Here is an 18,050-nt window from a genome sequence, read left to right as displayed (position 1 = left end):
TCAATCCTGAGGATTCACCGCGGAGGTGCGGAGAACGCGGAGTCTAAATCCATTTGGCCTTCTCTCCGTGCCCTCCGCGTCTCCGCGGTGAATTCGCCTCCGTTCACTTCCCCTGCGTGCCCCAGCGCCGATGCAGGAAACGCTCCCACGGCGAGAACATGATTTTGTCCGCCAGCAGGCCGATCACGACGATCACGACCATCACACCAGTCACCTGCTCCATCGCGTGGAGTTCGCGGCCATAGTGCAGCAAGTGCCCGAGACCGAAGCCGGTAAGAATCGTCACGTAGATCTCCGCCGCCATCAACGAGCGCCAGGCAAACGCCCAGCCTTGTTTCATACCGCTGACGACAAACGGGAGCGACGCGGGCAACATCACGTGAATCCATGTGTGAAATCCATTGGAGCCCATCGTGCGGGCCGCGCGCGCGTAGATCGGCGGGATCGTGCGCACGCCCGTGTCGGTCGCGATGATCACCGACCAGAGCGTGCCCATCACGACGACGAAGAAGAGCGCCGTCTCCGTCTGACCGAACCACAGGAGCGCCAGCGGCACCCAGCACACGCTCGGCAGCGTTTGCAGCCCGAGCGCCAGCAGACCGATCGTGTCTTTGCAGACTTGGAAACGCGCGGTGAGCAGGCCGAGCGGAAGTCCGAGAGCGATGCCAAAAACGTAGCCGAGCAGCAGGCGCTTCAGCGTCACCCAGGAGGCCGCCAGCAACGAGCCGTCGCGGATCGCGGCGACGAGGTACTCGCCGACCATCAGCGGCGACGGCAGTACGATGGGCGACCAGACTTTGGCGCGCACGAGCAATTCCCAGATCGCGAGGATGACGGCGAAGAACGCCGCCGCAGTGAGGAAACGTTTCATTCTGAGACCTCTCCTTCCGTCGCCTTCATGTGCCCCTTGAGCGCCTTGGTGATGCGCGTGGAATACTGCGCGAGATCGACGCTGTTGATGTCACGCGGGCGCGGCAGATCGATTTTGAACTGCTCGCGGATGCGGCCTGGATGCGGCGAAAAAAGCACCACCCGGTCGCCGAGACAGACGGCTTCGCGCACATTATGCGTCACGAAGACGATGGTCTTCTTGCGATCCTGCCAGATGCGCTGGATGTCGCCGTAGAGCTGCTCGCGCGTGAGCGCATCGAGCGCGGCAAACGGCTCGTCCATGAGCAGCACGCGCGGATTGGGCGCGAGCGCGCGGGCGAGGGCAACGCGTTGTTTCATGCCACCGGAAAGTTCGTGGATGTTGGCCGAGGCAAATTTCTCCAGACCGACGAGCTTGAGATAAAAGCGCGCGACATCCGTACGCTCGGAGTTGTTCAGGCCGGGCTTGAGCTTGAGGCCGAAGAGCACGTTCCCCAGCACATCGAGCCAGGGGAAAAGCGCGTGCTCCTGAAACATCACCATGCGATCGCGCCCCGGGCCGTCGACGGCTTTGCCGTCGCAGAGCAGCGTGCCTTCATCGGCGGTGTCGAGACCGGCGATGATGTTGAGCAGCGTGCTCTTGCCACAGCCGCTCGGGCCGACGAGGCACACGAACTCGCCCTCGGCGATGTCGAGCGACACGCGGTCGAGCGCGTGGACTTCGCGGCTCTTGCTGCGAAAACGCTTGGTGATTTCGCCCACCGAAAGTTTCGAGGGCGCTTCGTTAACCAATTCCGTTTGTACGGTCACTGGAGGATATGGATGAGGGGTTGGAGCTCGACGTCGCCTCGAATGAAACCGAGCCCGCGGGCATCGGCCACAAGGCCTTCGATGGAGTGGAGGGTGATGTCGTTTGAGAAAGTCAGGCGTTTCCACGCGGCGGAAACGAGTTTGAGCGGCACTTCGCGATGAACGATCGCCGTGAGCCCGCGCTGCACGATGGCCTGCGCCTCGGCGGGATGTGCCACGGTCCAGTCAGTGAGTTCGTGATGCGCCTTCACGAAACGTCCGATGAGTTCGCTCCGGTGATCGAGCGCCTTTTTGCTGGCGACGAGCACGGTCGTGACGACGTCAGGCTGTTCCAGATACACGCTGCCGCCCGCTTCCGTTTCGATGCGCGTCACCCAGGGCTCGACGGTCCACACGGCGTCGATCTGACCTTGTTTGAAAAGCGCGAGCTGATCGGGATTCGCTGTCGGCAGCACGAACACATCGCCGCCGAGCTGGGTCATGTGAAACCCCTGCGCCTTCAACCACGCGCGCGCGGCCACATCCTGCGTGTTGCCGAGCTGGGGCGTGGCGAGTTTTTTGCCGCGAAAATCTTCGGGCTTCTCGATCCCTGCACCCGGGCGCACCAGCAGCGCCGCGCCGCCGCGGGCCGAGCCGGAAACGATGCGGATGTCGTCACCGCGTGCGCGGATGAAGGCGTTGAGCGCCGGGCTGGGGCCGACGTACGTGAGATCAACCGAGTCCGTGAAGATCGCTTCCATCGCGCTTGGACCGGCGTTGTACACGAACCACTGGATCTCCACGTCGGGACCGAGGCGTTCTTCGAACCAGCCCTTCTTCTCGGCGGTGAGCGTGCTGCCGATCACGCCTTGGGCGTGCGTGATGTTGGGAAAGTAGCCAACGCGCAGGATTTTTTTTCCCGCGCGCGAGACCGGCTCAGAATATGTTTTCGCGCGACAGCCCCCCAGCAGCGCCGCCATCGACGCCACCGCCAGCACGAGCGGGAGAAAGAATGCGCGGCGCGTCATCAAATACCTTCACGATAAAGAAAGTCGTCGAGACCAGTTTCGAACGGCGTGGTCATCGGCGACGGTTTTCTGTTTTCGGGCGCGGCGGTGCGTGCGGCCGGACCGCGTTTGGATTTCCCGTGGATGCGGCGGCTCTCACCCGCGCGCGGGCTGGAAACGTAAGGAAGATTCACGTTGTCGCGACGCATCTTGCGGAGCGTGACCTCGACGACGTCGGCGATGGTGTAGCGGTCGAGGATGTTCGCGATGGCGTTGCGCACATCGAGCATGAGCATCCGCAGGCCGCAGTGAACTTCATCGGGACATGAGCATTTCTCGTAAGCCGTCTGGCTCACGCAGCCGATGGGCGCGAGCGGACCTTCGAGGTAACGCACGATCTGGCCGGCGATGATGTCCTTCGCGGGGCGGGCGAGTTTATAGCCGCCGTATTTGCCGCGCATACTGGTCAGGAATTCGCCCTGACGCAGATCGAGCAGGATTTGCTCAAGAAACTTCGTCGGGATTTTCCCATTCTCCGCCAGCTCGCCGAGCGGGACGAGTTCGCGACCGAGCTCATGCGCCAGACCGATGTCGATCATAGCACGAAAGCCGTATTCGCCGCGTTTGGAGAGTTTCATGGGGAAAGCCTAGTTTGAAAGTGGGGTTTGCAAGTCAGCGAGCGAAGGCGAAGCCCGCAAGCCCTTTGTCGGGGAGTCGCCGGGAGAATTCTAAATCTGCCCGCTGGGAGCGCCGGCCGCTGGCCGGCTTCCCCAAACCTGCCGGCGAGCCGCTGGCGCTCCCAGCTCTCAAAACTCCGCCACCGGCTCTCCGCCTTCGCGCCAGACGGCCATGTTCAGCACGAGGTAGTTCCAGTTCTGGAAACCCCGGTTGAGCACCGGCTCGCCGCTGTCCGGCAGGTAATATTCGTGCAGCGCGCCGAAGCGCTCGAAGTCGCGGCCGAAGAGCCGGATCGTCTTGTCGGCGAGGTCGCGGGCGTCGTCCTTGAAGCCGTATTTCACGAGGCCGCGAAAAACCAGGTAGTTGGAAACGCCCCAGATCGGGCCGGTCCACAGCGAGGGATTTCCCGAGCCGCGGACGTTGTACATCTTCTCCAATTTCGAGAGCGTGCGCACGCCGTAGGCGGCGTTGAAGGTGCGCGTGTCGCGATAGCGCTCGACCATGCGCTTCGCCTGCTCGGGCGTGGCAATCTCTGCCCAAAGCGGGAGAAAACCGGACCACACATCGATGCGCTGGATGAGGCAGTCGTAGTCGCGCGGATAACCTGCGTGCAACCGGATGGAGGGATCTGCGGCGAATGGTTTTCCTTCGTATGGCAGCAGGTTCAAATCGACGCTGTAGAAGAAACCGTCGCGCTCGTCCCAGCAGTGTTTCTGAACCGCAGATTTTAAGTCCTCAGCATCTTTGGCGTAGAGATCGCCGATCTCTTTTTGCCCGAGTCGCTCGCACAGATACGCCAGCGCGAGGAGTTCGCGGTACATGAGACAGTTCAGAAAAATCGAACCCGAGCTCTTAGCCGGACGCATGTACGTGGATGGATCGTTGTCCACGCCGATGGCCATGTCGTCGTTCCAAAAATAGAGGCCAGTGGCCGCGTGACGCTGATGATTCTTATAGCGGTTCACGAACGACTGGAGGTGAAACATCCCCTCGCGCAGCCACTCGGCATCACCGCCGTTGAGCTTCGTGATGAACGCGGCGTGCTGCGCGAGACACGGTTTGTGCATGTTCGTCGCGTACGTGTCGGCCTGCTTCATGAGCTCGGCGCGCGAACCGGAATTGCGGAGCAAGATGATCGGCACCCAGCCGTCGAATGCGCCGTAGTTGAGATAATTCAGCACGCAGCCCTGCTCGTGCTTGAGCGCTTTGGTTTTCTCCTCGGCGGTGGCTTTCTCGGTGAGGATCTGGCGCAGCGCGATGTTGCTCAGCCAGGAATCCCAATCCCACAAAATGTCCCCGTACTGCGCGCTGCCCGGTGTGATGAACGGGTATTTGAACGCGCCGCCTTCGCTGCGAAACATCCCGGCGTAATCGCTGTGCAGATGTTTGCGGATGAGCGCGACGGATTGGTCGAGCGGGGCGGAGGATTCTGCAGCGATCAACGGAGCGGCGGCGATGGACAACGCGAGCAAGGCGGGGGTGAAACGCGAAAGCATGAGGCCGACGCAAACGCTCCGCCGCGCCCACGCCAAGGTTTTTGCCGCGCGCGACGCCGCACCGTCCGACCGCGCGCAGCGAAGATCCGACTTGTGCGCGCGCTGGCAGTGAATCGAAACTGCCAGCGATGCCCGCCCTCCCCTCGCCCCTGCGTCCGGTCCTCCTCGCGTTCACCTGCTCGCTCCTCGCGCTCCGCCTTTTCAGCGCAGAGCCCGCACCGCTTTATCAAAACCCGGCCGCGCCTATCGACGCTCGCGTGAACGATCTCGTCGCCCGCATGACCCCGCAGGAAAAAATCGCGCAGATCACCTCGCACTGGATTCCCACGCCCAAGAAAGACCAGACCATCGCGCAGGCACTCACGCCCGAATTTTTGGAAAAAACCTTCGCCTCCGGCATCGGCTCCATCGGCCCGTGCCACCTCGGCATCGACGACGAGATTTTCGCACGCAACCGCGTGAAGGAATTCCTCAAAACCAAAACGCGCCTCGGCATCCCGGCCTTCTTTCACGACGAACTCTGCCACGGCTTGATGAAGCCCGAGGCCACCAGTTTCCCCGCGCCCATCGGTCTTGCCTGCACATGGAACGAGGAGCTCATCGAAAAACTCTACGCCATGTCCGCCCGCGAGGCGCGCGCCCGCGGCACGCATCACGCACTCACGCCCGTCGTCGATGTCACCCTCGATCCGCGCTGGGGCCGCACCGAGGAAACGCTCGGCGAAGACCCGTACCTCAACGGCCGTCTCGGCACCGCCATCATTCGCGGTCTGCAAGGCGGCGCTACTGGCGAAATCGGACCGCAGAGCGTGATGGCGACGTTGAAACATCTCGCCGGTCACGGCGCGTCCGAAGGCGGACTCAACCGCAGCCCGGCGCACATCGGGCCGATCGAGCTGCGTGAGACGCACATCGCTCCCTTCGCCACGATCATCCGTGACGCCAAACCCGCGACCATTATGCCGTCGTACAACGAAGTGGACGGCATCCCCTCGCACGCGAACCGCGCGATGCTGCAAGACCTCGTGCGCGGCGAGTACGGTTTCAAAGGACTCTTCGTCTCCGACTACGACGGCGTCGCGCATCTCTTCAAAGATCACCGCGTCGTTAGCACCGCCGCCGAAGCCGCGCGGCTCACGCTCGAATCCGGCGTGCAGATGGAGCTGCCGATTCCCGAAACATTTTCCCAACTCATCCCGCTGCTCGGCAAAGATGCCGCGCTCGACAAACTCGTCGACGACGCCGTCCGCGCCGTGCTGCGCTGGAAATTCCAGCTCGGCCTCTTCGAAGAAAAACCGCTCGAAGCCGCTCCCGCTCACGCACTCGCGAAGTCGGATGAATCGCGCGCCCTCGCACTTCAAGCCGCGTGCGAAAGCATCGTACTCCTCAAAAACGACGGCGGCCTACTCCCGCTCACAGTTGGCGCGCACAAACGCATCGCGGTCATCGGCCCGAACGCCGACATCGCCCGCCTCGGGGGCTACAGCGGCGTTCCGCTTCAGCCCGTTTCCTTGCTCGAAGGTCTGCGCGCCCGCGTCGGCAATCAGGCGGAGATTCTCCACGCCGAGGGCTGCAAGATCGCGAACAAGGATGCACGCGACGCGTACACCAACTGGAAAGAACTCAACGACATCGCGCTCGCCGATCCGGTCGAAGACCAGCGCTTGATCACCGAAGCCATCACCGTCGCGGAGAAAGCGGATCTCGTGATTCTCGCGCTCGGCGAAAACGAAGTCATCAGCCGCGAATCCTGGGGTAAACGAAAACTCGGCGATCTCGCCTCGCTCGATCTCGTCGGTGCCCAAAGCGAACTCGCCCGCCGCATCCTCGCCACCGGCAAACCGGTCATTCTCTACCTCTCCAACGGCCGCCCGCTTTCGCTCGGCGAACTCGGCGACAAAATCCCCGTCATCTTGGAAGGCTGGTACGCCGGCCAGGAAACCGGCCGAGCCGCCGCCGAGATTCTTTTCGGCGACACCAATCCCTCGGGCAAACTCACGATCTCGTTCCCGCGCACCGTCGGCCATCTCCCCGCGCAGTACCGTCGCAAGCCTTACTCCGCTCCGTACACCTACATGTTCAGCACCCACGAGGCCCAGTACCCCTTCGGCTTCGGTCTCTCTTACACGACCTTCGCCTACTCCAACCTCCGCGTCGAAAAACCGACGATCACGACAACCGAAAACCTCCGTGTGAGCATAGACCTGAAAAACACCGGCACCCGCGACGGCGTCGAAATCGCCCAGCTGTATCTCCGCGACGAAGTCAGCTCCGTGACTCGGCCGGTGATGGAATTGCGGGGCTTCCAACGCGTCGCCCTGAAAGCCGGGGAATCCAAGACGATCACCTTCGAACTAACGCCCGAAGCCCTCGCCTTCTACAACCGCGACCTGAAACGAGTGATCGAGCCCGGCGCGTTCACCGTGATGATCGGCGGCTCGTCGGTTCAGACGCAGAACGCGCGGTTTGAGGTTCTGACCAATCCCGACGCCCCGAAGAACTCGGCTTCGAATTCAAAATCACAAACTCAGCACGACTAACCGGAGATCATTTGAGTTATGTTTTATCGAATCGTCGTACTAGTTCTGACTGTGATCGGGCTTAGCGCGTGTAGCCGTGCATCGCTGCGGCTTACGGAAGCATACAAGCAACGCGACGATTCAAAAATTTCTCTTCAATTTTATTCAAACGACACAGCACTGCTGAACTATCTCACCCCGGAAACTCCTACTCTCTATCAGATTTATGAGACCGACTCAGATTGGGAACTGCATCCAGTGGACAAGAGCGGTGCTTCAGGATTCCCGAACACCATCTACATAATGCGGGGTAAATCGGAAGATGAGCTGATCTTGAGACTTCCCGAGCGCTGGCGACCTATACAGGACCCGCACAGCGTTCAATATGTGGAACGAATATTCGCAAAAACCGAATCCAGTCGGGCGGCAAAGCGCACGTCAGACTAAGCTGAAAAGCTCCGGTAGATCGTCATTTACTCAAAGCTTCAGCGAATCGCTCCCACCCGGCACCACGGGTAGTCTCGCTTTCTGCCAGTCGCGGAAACCGCCAACGAGCGAAGTGACGTTTTTGTAGCCCATCTTTTGGAGATTGTCGGCGGCGAGTGCTGAGCGGTTGCCGCCGGCGCAGTAGAGCAGGATGGGCGTTTCGAGATCGGGGACTTTTTCTTCGATGGCGCCTTCGAGCAGGCCGCGGCTGAGGTGGATCGCGCCGACGGCGTGACCGGCGTGCCATTCGTGAGTCTCGCGCACATCGATCAAGACTGTGCCGGGAGCGAGCGGCGTGCGTTCGATGTCTTGCGCAGTGATTTCGCGGATGCGGGTTTTGGCGTCGGTGGTGAGTTTTTCGTAGCGGGTCGGTTGAGTCATGGCGTGAAGTGAAACCAGTTTTCCGCGGGTAGCGCGTTGAGGAGTGAAAAAAATCGGAGGCTGAGAATTGTCAGGCGCTAAGAGCGCGGCGGTTGTTCGTAGGGAAGCAGACGACACGGAGGTCGTCCCTCCATTGGCCAACCCGCCTGGCGACGGGCACAAAAAAGGCGCGGGGGTTAGCCGCACCTTGATGTGATTGGAGGCGAACCCGGAGCTCGCGTTCGCGCTCAGGCGTTCGCCGGAGCGGCGGCGGGGATGAGGTCGTCGATCGAATCGGTCTCGGCGCTGATGTCGGCAAAGAGCCAGGTCGAGAGGTAGCGTTCGCTGCTCGAGGGGATGATCACGACGATCTGCTTGCCCTTGTTTTCGGGACGCTTCGAGAGCTGGATGCCCGCCCAGATCGCGGCGCCGGAGGAGATGCCGACCGGGATGCCGTCGGTCGTGTTGACCTGTTTCGAGATCGGGCCGGAGTCCACTTCCTTCACGCGGATGACTTCGTCGTAAACCTTCGTGTTGAGGACGGCGGGGATGAAGCCGGCGCCGATGCCCTGGAGTTTGTGCGGGCCGGGCTGGCCGCCGGAGAGGACGGGCGAGGCGTCGGGCTCGACGGCGATGATTTTCACGCCGGGCTTCTTGGCTTTGAGCACTTCGCCCACGCCGGTGATCGTACCGCCGGTGCCGATACCGGAGACGACGAAGTCCACTTTGCCGTCGGTGTCGCGCCAGATTTCTTCGGCGGTGGTGGCGCGGTGGATCGCGGGATTCGCCGGGTTGGCGAATTGCTGGAGGATGATGCCGCCGGGGATCTTGGCGGCGAGTTCCTCGGCCTTGGCGATGGCGCCCTTCATGCCCTTCGGTCCTTCGGTGAGGACGACGCGGGCGCCGAGGATCTTGAGAAGCTTGCGGCGCTCGAGAGACATCGTCTCGGGCATGGTGAGGACGAGCTTGAGGCCTTTCGCGGCGGCGACGAAGGCGAGCGCGATACCGGTGTTGCCGGAGGTGGGCTCGATGATGACGGAGTCTTTGGTGATTTTACCGGACTTGAGAGCGTCCTCGATCATCGCGTAGCCGATGCGGTCCTTGACGCTGGAGAGCGGGTTGAAGAACTCGAGCTTGAGGAGGATCTCCGCCTGAGCGCCGTGCGCGGCTGCGGTACGATTGAGACGAACGAGGGGGGTGTTGCCGATCGTTTCGGTGATGTCGTTGTATATTTTAGCCATGGTGAGGGAGGTTGAGTTGGGTCGAAAGAATCAGATCGCGTAGTCTTGGAAGGCGTGGGTGGGCCGGAGTTTCAAGAGGGCCAGATCGTTTGGCTTTAGGTTCAACTCGGCAAGCCCAGAGCGGGTGATGTCGGCTTCGACCTGTTCGCCGGTGGCGATGACTTCGAACGTGAGCTGGGCCTGCGGGCCGGCGGCATGGATGTAGCGGAGGACAGCGGGAATGCCGCTGGTTTCGCTGCCGTGCGGGTGGACCTCGATGTCGTGCGGGCGGACATACAAGAGGCCGTCGGCGGCGAGGCGGCCGTTGTCGTGGATGGGGCCGGTGTTCCCCCAGGCGGCGGCGTCGCGAAGGATGTTCACGTTGCCGAGGAAACGGTGGACGAAGGGCGTGGCGGGGCGGTCGTACACTTCTTGCGGCGAGCCGACTTGCTCCACCTTCGCCTGGTTCATGATGACGACCTCGTCGGCGATTTCGAGGGCCTCTTCCTGGTCGTGGGTGACGAAGACCGTGGTGATGTGAATCTCGTCGTGAAATTTGCGGAGCCAGCGGCGGAGTTCTTTGCGGACCTTGGCATCGAGCGCGCCGAAGGGTTCGTCGAGCAGGAGGACCTTGGGCTGCACGGCGAGGGCACGGGCGAGGGCGACGCGCTGACGCTGGCCGCCGGAGAGCTGCGTGGGGAAACGTTTTTCCAAGCCATCGAGTTGCACGAGGTGGAGAAGCTCGCGGACGCGTTCGGTGATTTTGTCTTCGGACGGACGTGACGCGCGGCCGCGCACGCGGAGGCCGAAGGCGATGTTCTCAAACACGGTCATGTGGCGGAACAGCGCATAATGCTGAAACATGAAGCCGACGCCGCGTTTGCCGGCGGGCACGGAGGTCACGTCCTCGTTGTCGAATTGCACGCGGCCGCTGCCGGCATCGGCGAATTCCAGTCCGGCGAGGATGCGCAGGAGCGTGGTCTTGCCCGACCCGGAAGGACCGAGGAGCGCGACGAGTTTCCCGCTCGGTGCGGTGAAATCGACGTTCGCGAGCGCGGTGTATTTGCCGAAAGTTTTGGTGATGCCGGAGGCGTGGATGCTCATGACAGAAAATCAGCGATCGAGGGTTTCGGTACGCAGGGACTGGGCGTGACGCCACTCGACGAGGCTTTTGAGGCCGAGCGTGACGAGGGCGAGAAAAGCGAGGAGCGAGGCGACGGCGAAGGCAGCGACGAAGTTGTATTCGTTGTAGAGGATCTCGACGTGGAGCGGCATAGTGTTGGTCTCGCCGCGGATGTGTCCGGAGACGACGGATACCGCGCCAAATTCGCCCATCGCGCGGGCATTGCACAGGATGACGCCGTAGAAGAGGCCCCACTTGATGTTGGGCACGGTGACGCGCCAGAAAGTCTGCCAGCCGCTCGCGCCGAGGGTGATCGCGGCCATTTCCTCGTCCGTGCCTTGCGACTGCATGAGCGGGATGAGCTCACGTGCGACGAAGGGGAACGTGATGAATACGGTGGCGAGGACGATGCCGGGGACGGCGAAGATGATTTTGAAATCCTGCTGGACCAGCCAGGCGTGCAACCAAGGCCATGAAGGGTTGGTGGATTCGAGGTACTGGCCGTACCAGCCCTGCGCGCCGAAAACCAAAACGAAGATCAGGCCGGAGATCACCGGCGAGACGGCGAACGGCAGATCGATGAGCGTGATGAGAAGGCTTTTCCAGCGAAAGTTGAACTTCGCGATGGCCCAGGAAGCGGCGACGCCGAAGACGAGGTTCGCGGGCACGGAGATGGCCGCCGTGATGAGCGTAAGCTTGATCGCGGCGAGCGCATCGGAGTCGGTGAAGGCGGCGAAGTACGCGCCCATGCCCCGGCGGAATGCCTCGGCGAAAACCGCGACGAGCGGGAGCACGAGGAAGAACGCGAGGAAGAGGAGCGCTACGGAAAGAAGCGTCCACTTCACCCAGGCAGGATCTTGGGTGGCGCGGGGGGCGTTGTGCGAAGAAGACGTTTCGCGACGAGCGGAAAGTGCGGCGGTGACGGCGGCCATGGTCGGTCAGAAGGAAAGAGGCCAGATGCCAGATCCCAGAGGAAGGAAGGCTGAAAACAATTCACGACGCACGGATGCCGAGAGCGGAAGAAATAAGCGTGATGACGATGCGCTTAAATGCTTCCGGTCACTGGCCTCTGGCATCTGGCTTCTGGTTTCTGCGTGCTGGTTCATACGCGGTGGTGACGGCGGCTCCACTTCTGGATGAGGTTGATGAGGAGCAGCAGCGTGAAGGAGGCGCAGAGCATCACGACGGCAATGGCCGTCGCGCCTCGGTAGTCGTATTGCTCCAGCTTCGTGATGATGAGCAGCGGCGTGATTTCCGTTTTCATCGGCATGTTGCCCGAGATGAAAACGACTGAGCCGTATTCACCGAGTGCGCGGGCGAACGAAAGCGCGAAGCCGGTGAGCAGCGCAGGGAAAAGTTCGGGAAGGAGAACACGCGTGATCGTCTGCCAGCGGTTCGCGCCGAGCGTGGCGGAGGCTTCTTCGAGCTCGGGCTCCAGTTCTTCGAGAACCGGTTGAACGGTGCGGACGACGAACGGCAGGCCGATGAAGGTGAGCGCGATGAAGATGCCGATCTCGGAGAACGCGAGTTTGATGCCGTGCGGAAGAATCCGATGCGCGCCGTCGGGATCGAGGAACTGGCCGACCCAGCCGTTCTTCGCGTAGATCGCGGTAAGAGCGATGCCGGCGACGGCGGTTGGCAAAGCGAACGGAAGATCGACGAGCGCATCGACGATGCGGCGTCCGGGAAATGAATACCGCACGAGCACCCAGGCGACGAGCAGGCCGAAGACGGAATTAACCAGCGCGGCGGCGAGCGAGGCGAAGAAGGTGATCTTGTACGAGGCGAGCACGCGCGGCGACGTGACGGCGGCGGCGAACTCGTCCCACGTCATCCCGAAAGTTTTCAGGAAGGCGGCGGAGAGCGGCACGAGCACGATGAGGCCGAGATAGAAAAGCGTGAAGCCGAGCGACAGGTTGAGGCCCGGCAGCGCGGAGCGTTCTTTGCAGAAGAGGGACATTAAAGGTCCTGAGCGTAAGCGATGAACTTGCGGTATTCACCGAGAATGGAGTGTAGCGCGGCGACGGTAGCATCGACCTGGTGGTCGAACGGCGAGAGCGCGGGTGTTTCGAAGATAAGGTCGAAGGGTTGTGGAGATTGATCAGGCGGCGCGGCGAGGACTCCGCAGAAGCAGTCATGGAGGATGCTTTCGGTGGCGACGAAGCCGTCGATGTTAGCGCGGGCATCGCGCGGGAGAATGCGGCTGGCGGCATCGAGCGCGGGACGCAGGAGTGCTTCGTTGAGAACGCGACCGTGGGCGTAGCCGTAGCAGCCGCTGCAGGTGTCGTCGGCGTGGAGCGTGACGATGCCGTCGAAGCGATGCGTGCGCAGCTCGCGCTCGAGGATGCGGACCTCGGGCTGCGCGGAGCTGCGCCAGAATTCGCGGTTGAGATCGAAGCCGGCGCGGTTGGCGCGCGTGTTGTCCTCGTATCCAGTTGGATTGCACACCGGGTAGATGACGAGGTCGTAGCCCTTGGCGATTTCGGGATTGTCGGCGAGGTCCGCGAGGAGGTGCGCGAGGGCTTCGCAACCGGCGGGCTCGTCGCCGTGGATGCCGGCGAAGAGGCCGAGGCGGATCGGGTCGTGCGCGGCTTCGGGACCGGTGAAGAGGAAACGCGGGATGCCGTAGCGGCGGCCGTTGAGCGAGAAGGAGCCCGCCATGGTGCCGATCACGTCAACGCATTCCTCCGCCAGTTCCAGGAGCGGGCCGAGCAAGGTGCGAAGATCGCGCGAGTCCGGTGACATGAGCATGACCATGACGGGAAAGGATTCGGTGACGAGTGACGAAGCGAGATTAACGCTTTTCGTAGATCTGGTCGAAGACGCCGCCGTCGGCGAAATGGACCTGCTGGGCTTTCGTCCAGCTGCCGAAAACGTCGGCGACACGGAAGAGCGGGATGTTCGGAAACTGGCTGGAGTATTTCGCGAAGACGGAAGGATCGCCGGGACGGAAGTTTTGCTTCGCGGCGATCTCCTGCGCTTCGGGCGTGTAGAGATATTCGAGGTAAGCTTTGGCGAGCGCTTCGGTCTTTTTCTTCTTCACGACCTTGTCCACCCAGACGACGGGATTCTCGGCAAGGATGCTCGTGGTAGGAACGACCAGTTCGAAGCCTTCGTCGGCGAATTCGCGGATGGTGAGCGAGACCTCGTTTTCGAAGGTGAGTAGCACGTCGCCGATGCCGTTCTTGGCAAACGAGGTGGTGGCTCCGCGCCCGCCGGCGTCGAGGACGGGGACGTTGGCGAAGAGTTTCTTCACGAACTCGCGGGCGCTGGCTTCGTTGCCGCCGGGCTGGCGGAGTGCGTAGCCCCAGCCGGCGAGGTAGCTGTATCGGCCATTACCCGACGTCTTTGGATTCGGGATGATCGACTTCACATCGTCGCGGAGCAGGTCGGACCAGTCTTTGACGTTCTTGGGGTTTCCTTTGCGAACGATGAAGAAGATCGTGGACGTGTACGGGACGCTGTCGTTCGGCAGACGTTTCGCCCAGTCGACCGGGATCAGGCCCGGTTTCACGAGCTGATCGATGTCGAGCGCCTGATTCATGGTGACGACGTCGGCCTGAAGGCCGTCGATCACGCTGCGGACCTGTTTACTGGAGCCGCCGTGTGATTGTTTCACGGAGACATCCTCGCCGGTCTTCGCCTTCCAGTGGGCGATGAAGGCGGGATTGAATTCTTTGTAGAACTCGCGGGTTACGTCGTAGGACGCGTTGAGCAGTTCGGCGGCGGAGGCGGTTAGCGCGACCGAGGTCACGAGGAGACCGGCGATGGCGATGCGATGCAGGGAGCGGGAGATGGAGAGCGCGGTGGGCATGATTTATTTAGAGGTGTTGGCCGTAGGCTTGAAGGGTGCGGTAGCGGAGAATGAAGCGGCGGAGAATCGAGGAGACGGCTTCGCGGTAGAGCTCGGCCGACCAGGCGGCGGGAATGCGGAGCGTGAGCTCGAAGGCACTGAACGGGAGATCGTCGTTCAAGGTGAGCGGGCCGTCGTTGATGAGCGGGCTGGCGGATTCCCAGCGGACAGGGAGCGGGTCGAAATCGTCGGATGAAATGAATTCGACGCCGGGTGCCTGAAGGGCGGCGGGGAACTGGCTGCGCAGGCTGACGGCAATCTCGTCGGTGCCAGTAGCGGTGAGTACGCGGACGAAGCCGTGGTAACCGCGGGAGCGGGCGTCTTTTTGCAGGAGGTTAATCTCGGGCGCAAAGCTATGCGCCCAGTTCTCTTGAGCGAGATCGCGCCCGGTTTCGCCGTGAAAAAGTCCGGCGGCATCGAGCAGCGGGAAGAAAGAAAGATTCAAGCCCTGGCCGATGTCAGGGGCGATCGCGAGGCGCTCGACGAGGTGAAGCAGCGCGAAGGTGCTGCGCAGGTCGTCGTGCTCATGGCCCGCGTAGAAAGCGAGGCGGAGGGATTCGTCGTGCGTGTGCGGTCCGAAATAGACGAAGCGCGGCAGGCTGAGGTGATGCGCCTTGTGATAGAACGGGCCGAGCGGTGAGCCGAAGATGTAATGGGAACGCTGCGACAGGGCGTAGAGGCTGTTGAGGCGCTCCGAAAGCTCCTGAGAGACGGACGGGGCCGGTGCAGGCGCGGCGACGTGCGCGATGGTTTCAAAACGGGTGGAGATCGTGCTCATGGTTTTCGGGGGGAGTTCGCGGTTGGGTTGAACGGGCGTTTTCGCTCTTCGTGCCTCTGCCCGCCAGGGAAGCGGCGGACAGAGGCAAGGGAGGGAAACCGTGAGGGATTATTTAGCGTAGATCTGGTCGAAGGTGCCGCCGTCGGCGAAGTGCTCCTTCTTGGCCTTGGTCCAGCCACCGAAGGCGTCGTCGATGGTGAAGAGCTCGATCTTCGGAAAGCTGGCAGCGTACTTGGCGGCAGCGGCATCGGACGTCGGACGGTAGAAATGTTTACCCGCGAGATCCTGAGCTTCGTCGGAGTAGAGGTACTCGAGGTAGGCTTTCGCGATTTCCTCGGTGCCCTTTTTCTTAACGACTTTGTCCACGACGGTGACGCTCGGCTGGGCGAGGATGCTCAGCGAAGGCACGACGATCTCGAACTTGTCGGCGCCGAATTCTTTGAGCGCGAGGAAGGCTTCGTTTTCCCAGGAGATGAAGACGTCGCCCACGCCGCGCTGCACGAAGGTGGTCGTCGAGCCGCGCGCACCGGAGTCGAGGACGGGGACGTTCTTGTAGATTTTGCGGACGAACTCCTTGGCGGCGTCATCGCTGCCGAGTTTGCGGCGGGCGAATTCCCAAGCGGCGAGGTAGTTCCACTGCGCGCCGCCGGAGGTTTTCGGGTTGGGCGTGATGACGGAGATGCCGGGCTTGGCGAGGTCGTCCCAGTCTTTGACCTTGAAGGGATTTCCAGCGCGGACGAGGAAGACGATCGTGCTGGTGTAGGGCGCGGACTGTTTGGGGAGACGGCCGAGCCAGTCGGCGGGGATGAGTTTGCCGTTGGTGTGAAGCGCGTCGATGTCGCCGGCGAGAGCGAGCGTGGCGACGTCGGCCGACAAGCCGTCGATGATGGAGCGGGCCTGCTTTCCCGAGCCGCCATGCGACTGCTTGATGGTGACGTTGTCGCCGGTCTTCGCCTTCCAGTGGGCGGAGAAGGCTTTGTTGTATTCAGAATAAAATTCGCGCGTGGGATCGTACGAGACATTGAGGAGCTCGATGTCTTTCGCGAAGACCGGTGCGGCGAGCGCCGCGACGGTGAGAAGAGTGGTGAGAAGTTTCATGATAACTTTGAGAGAGGGTTTGAGGTGGATTGATGGCAGGGACGGTTGATCTGGTCCTTAGAACGAAATCTGAAGGCGCGTGATGAACGCGGTCTCATCGTCGGCGATAAGCGCGTTGGCCGCGGGCACGGCGTCGGGGGCGAGATCGAACTTGTTTTGGTAGAGGTTGAAGCCTGCGCGCACGGAGCGGGACAGATACCAATTCAGACCGAGGCCATACGCGGTGAGTTTGGAGGCGCTGACATTGGGCGCTGCGAAACGACCGGCGGCGCCGCCGCTGAAGACGCTGTCATCGACGTCGAGACCTGAGACGCGAGCGACTACTTCGAACGCGCCCCAAGTGCCGGCGGAAGGATTGAAAACAGTTTTCGGGGTGACTCCGCGGTAGGTGGAATCTTCGCCGGTCAGGACATAACCGACCGAGAGGTTATAGCCGAAATTTTCAACCTCACGCACAGGAAGAGCGCCGCGCTGCAGCTCGATAGACGAGGCGACATACTCGGCGAGAATCCCGAGCGGCCCGCGGTAGTAGTAGCCTTGCGGCGACCAGGTAACGCCCTGGCCATTAGCCACGACTGAGGCGTCGTAAGAGAAGAACGTTTGCTGGCCATCCGTGCGATAGCCTCCGGTGCGGCCGCTGGCCGTGGCGTAATCGCCGAGGCTTACGGCGAGGCCGACGCCAAGACCGGTGAAGAGCGAGTCCTTCTGATTCACGAAAGGCGTGGCGAACAGGCGGGCGGCGACGGTCTTGTCGCTGTCGAAGTCGGCGGAGCCCGTCACGTTGTTGCCGCCGTCGGGCACGCCGTTGAGCAGTGCGACGGTGTAGTTGAGCGTTTTGTTGAGCACATCGCCCTGAAGCTGGATGCCCACGTCGCGGTTGGGCGTGAGGTTGGTGGCCACGGAACGCTCGTTGAAGAAAGCGACGGGGTCGGACTGCAGCTGTTCGAGGCCGACGGGAGTCTTGAACTTTCCGATACGCACGTTGAATGCGGGCGAGACGGCGACGTTCACGTTGGCGTCGAGGATCTGGATGGTACCGGCGAACTCGGGCTGAACGACGTAGCTGAAGATGTTATTGAACTTGCCCTCGAAAACCAGGCGGGCGCGGCGAAGAAGAAACGTGTCGGCCGGCTCGTTGGCCGAGTCGAACCAGCGATAGTCGGCCTGCACGAGGCCGCGAAGACGGAGGGACGTGGCACCGTCGCCGGAGGTGATCTCGACACGACCGTCGGAGGCGGCGACTGCGACGGGCTTGGGCGCGGCAGCGGCCGTCTCGTCTTTGATCTCCTGTTTGCGCTCGAGGACGCGGAGCTTTTGGTCGAGCAGACGGATCTGTTCGCGCAGTTGCTGGACATCATCGGAGCCGGACTGCGCCTGGACGCTGCTGGCGGTAGCGACGATAGCCGAAGCGGCGATTCCGCTGCGGAGGATAGTGGTGAATGACTTCATAAGATTGAGAGTTACGGTAGGGTTGATGTGCAGGTGCTTTGCTTGCATTTACACCCAGTTGACTGGTGTGGTTTTTGAATAACAAAAAGCCTCGGTTGTCCGGTGGCCTGGAAATTCAGTAATTCTCCCGGCGGCGCAGGGAATCGGTCGCAGAGCTATCGAGACGCGTCTTTTCAGTACGCTCGATCTGCGTGACTTTTCGGTCGTGGACGACTATCTGAACGACCCCAAAGCTGAGGCCTTCGACTTTGTTGCGAACGATATCGAGCCAGTCAGGGACGGAACCAAGGATGGCGGGTGATTTAGTGGCAGGAGAAGACATGG

Annotated in this window: 18 protein-coding genes; 2 read left to right on the top strand and 16 right to left on the bottom strand. The window is 61.9% G+C overall.

What is annotated here, in order from left to right; genetic code table 11:
* Positions 1–103 precede the first annotated feature (103 nt).
* From CMV30_RS15230 to CMV30_RS15210, 5 genes are all read right to left on the bottom strand, one after another.
* Positions 104–871: an ABC transporter permease gene (locus tag CMV30_RS15230; RefSeq protein ID WP_096056830.1), complete on the bottom strand. Its 768-nt coding sequence runs from the start codon at positions 869–871 to the stop codon at positions 104–106.
* Positions 868–1,680 (bottom strand): ABC transporter ATP-binding protein, encoded by an 813-nt coding sequence (locus tag CMV30_RS15225; RefSeq protein ID WP_096056829.1) that lies wholly within the window; start codon positions 1,678–1,680, stop codon positions 868–870. Before CMV30_RS15225 ends, CMV30_RS15230 begins: the two co-directional genes overlap by 4 nt.
* Positions 1,677–2,687, bottom strand: a complete 1,011-nt coding sequence (locus CMV30_RS15220) for an ABC transporter substrate-binding protein (protein WP_096056828.1) — start codon at positions 2,685–2,687, stop codon at positions 1,677–1,679. Before CMV30_RS15220 ends, CMV30_RS15225 begins: the two co-directional genes overlap by 4 nt.
* Positions 2,687–3,304 carry an RrF2 family transcriptional regulator gene (locus tag CMV30_RS15215; protein ID WP_096056827.1) on the bottom strand — a complete coding sequence of 206 codons (618 nt, stop codon included), beginning with the start codon at positions 3,302–3,304 and terminating at the stop codon, positions 2,687–2,689. Before CMV30_RS15215 ends, CMV30_RS15220 begins: the two co-directional genes overlap by 1 nt.
* Before the next feature lie 168 nt (positions 3,305–3,472).
* Positions 3,473–4,840, bottom strand: coding sequence for an MGH1-like glycoside hydrolase domain-containing protein (locus CMV30_RS15210; RefSeq protein ID WP_096056826.1), 1,368 nt, complete (start codon positions 4,838–4,840; stop codon positions 3,473–3,475).
* A gap of 128 nt (positions 4,841–4,968) precedes the next feature.
* Here CMV30_RS15210 and CMV30_RS15205 point away from each other — a divergent pair, with 128 nt between their 5' ends.
* Both CMV30_RS15205 and CMV30_RS19555 read left to right on the top strand, forming a co-directional pair.
* On the top strand, positions 4,969–7,380 hold the full coding sequence (locus CMV30_RS15205) for a glycoside hydrolase family 3 N-terminal domain-containing protein (protein ID WP_096056825.1): 2,412 nt from the start codon (positions 4,969–4,971) through the stop codon (positions 7,378–7,380).
* A gap of 18 nt (positions 7,381–7,398) precedes the next feature.
* On the top strand, positions 7,399–7,806 hold the full coding sequence (locus CMV30_RS19555; RefSeq protein WP_138223322.1) for a hypothetical protein: 408 nt from the start codon (positions 7,399–7,401) through the stop codon (positions 7,804–7,806).
* Positions 7,807–7,836: 30 nt separating this feature from the next.
* On the opposite strand, the gene CMV30_RS15200 is transcribed toward CMV30_RS19555, so the two are convergent.
* The 11 genes from CMV30_RS15200 to CMV30_RS15150 all read right to left on the bottom strand — a co-directional run bounded on the left by CMV30_RS15200 (position 7,837) and on the right by CMV30_RS15150 (position 18,048).
* Complete coding sequence (locus CMV30_RS15200; protein ID WP_096056824.1) at positions 7,837–8,226, bottom strand: rhodanese-like domain-containing protein; 390 nt, start codon at positions 8,224–8,226, stop codon at positions 7,837–7,839.
* Between the two features lie 227 nt (positions 8,227–8,453).
* Positions 8,454–9,446, bottom strand: coding sequence for a cysteine synthase A (gene cysK / locus CMV30_RS15195; protein ID WP_096056823.1), 993 nt, complete (start codon positions 9,444–9,446; stop codon positions 8,454–8,456).
* Between the two features lie 30 nt (positions 9,447–9,476).
* Complete coding sequence (locus CMV30_RS15190) at positions 9,477–10,529, bottom strand: sulfate/molybdate ABC transporter ATP-binding protein (RefSeq protein ID WP_096056822.1); 1,053 nt, start codon at positions 10,527–10,529, stop codon at positions 9,477–9,479.
* A 9-nt stretch (positions 10,530–10,538) separates the two neighbouring features.
* On the bottom strand, positions 10,539–11,480 hold the full coding sequence (gene cysW, locus CMV30_RS15185) for a sulfate ABC transporter permease subunit CysW (protein ID WP_096056821.1): 942 nt from the start codon (positions 11,478–11,480) through the stop codon (positions 10,539–10,541).
* 170 nt (positions 11,481–11,650) lie between these two features.
* The gene (gene cysT / locus CMV30_RS15180) at positions 11,651–12,508 is read right to left on the bottom strand and encodes a sulfate ABC transporter permease subunit CysT (protein WP_096056820.1); all 858 of its coding nucleotides are present in this window, start codon (positions 12,506–12,508) and stop codon (positions 11,651–11,653) included.
* Positions 12,508–13,293: a M14 family zinc carboxypeptidase gene (locus CMV30_RS15175; RefSeq protein ID WP_175414904.1), complete on the bottom strand. Its 786-nt coding sequence runs from the start codon at positions 13,291–13,293 to the stop codon at positions 12,508–12,510. Before CMV30_RS15175 ends, cysT begins: the two co-directional genes overlap by 1 nt.
* A gap of 49 nt (positions 13,294–13,342) precedes the next feature.
* Positions 13,343–14,362, bottom strand: a complete 1,020-nt coding sequence (locus CMV30_RS15170) for a sulfate ABC transporter substrate-binding protein (protein ID WP_096056818.1) — start codon at positions 14,360–14,362, stop codon at positions 13,343–13,345.
* 7 nt (positions 14,363–14,369) lie between these two features.
* A complete protein-coding gene (locus CMV30_RS15165) occupies positions 14,370–15,179 on the bottom strand; it encodes a hypothetical protein (protein WP_096056817.1) in 810 nt (269 codons plus the stop codon).
* A 108-nt stretch (positions 15,180–15,287) separates the two neighbouring features.
* Positions 15,288–16,277, bottom strand: coding sequence for a sulfate ABC transporter substrate-binding protein (locus CMV30_RS15160; protein WP_096056816.1), 990 nt, complete (start codon positions 16,275–16,277; stop codon positions 15,288–15,290).
* A 57-nt stretch (positions 16,278–16,334) separates the two neighbouring features.
* Positions 16,335–17,726: an OprO/OprP family phosphate-selective porin gene (locus tag CMV30_RS15155; protein ID WP_175414903.1), complete on the bottom strand. Its 1,392-nt coding sequence runs from the start codon at positions 17,724–17,726 to the stop codon at positions 16,335–16,337.
* 115 nt (positions 17,727–17,841) lie between these two features.
* Entirely contained in the window at positions 17,842–18,048 is a 207-nt protein-coding gene (locus CMV30_RS15150; RefSeq protein WP_096056814.1) for a YezD family protein, read from the bottom strand.
* Between the last annotated feature and the right edge of the window lie 2 nt (positions 18,049–18,050).

Origin of the sequence: Nibricoccus aquaticus, assembly GCF_002310495.1 — a bacterium.
In the GTDB taxonomy this organism is placed as follows: domain Bacteria; phylum Verrucomicrobiota; class Verrucomicrobiia; order Opitutales; family Opitutaceae; genus Nibricoccus; species Nibricoccus aquaticus.
This window is presented reverse-complemented; position numbering and strand designations above follow the sequence as displayed.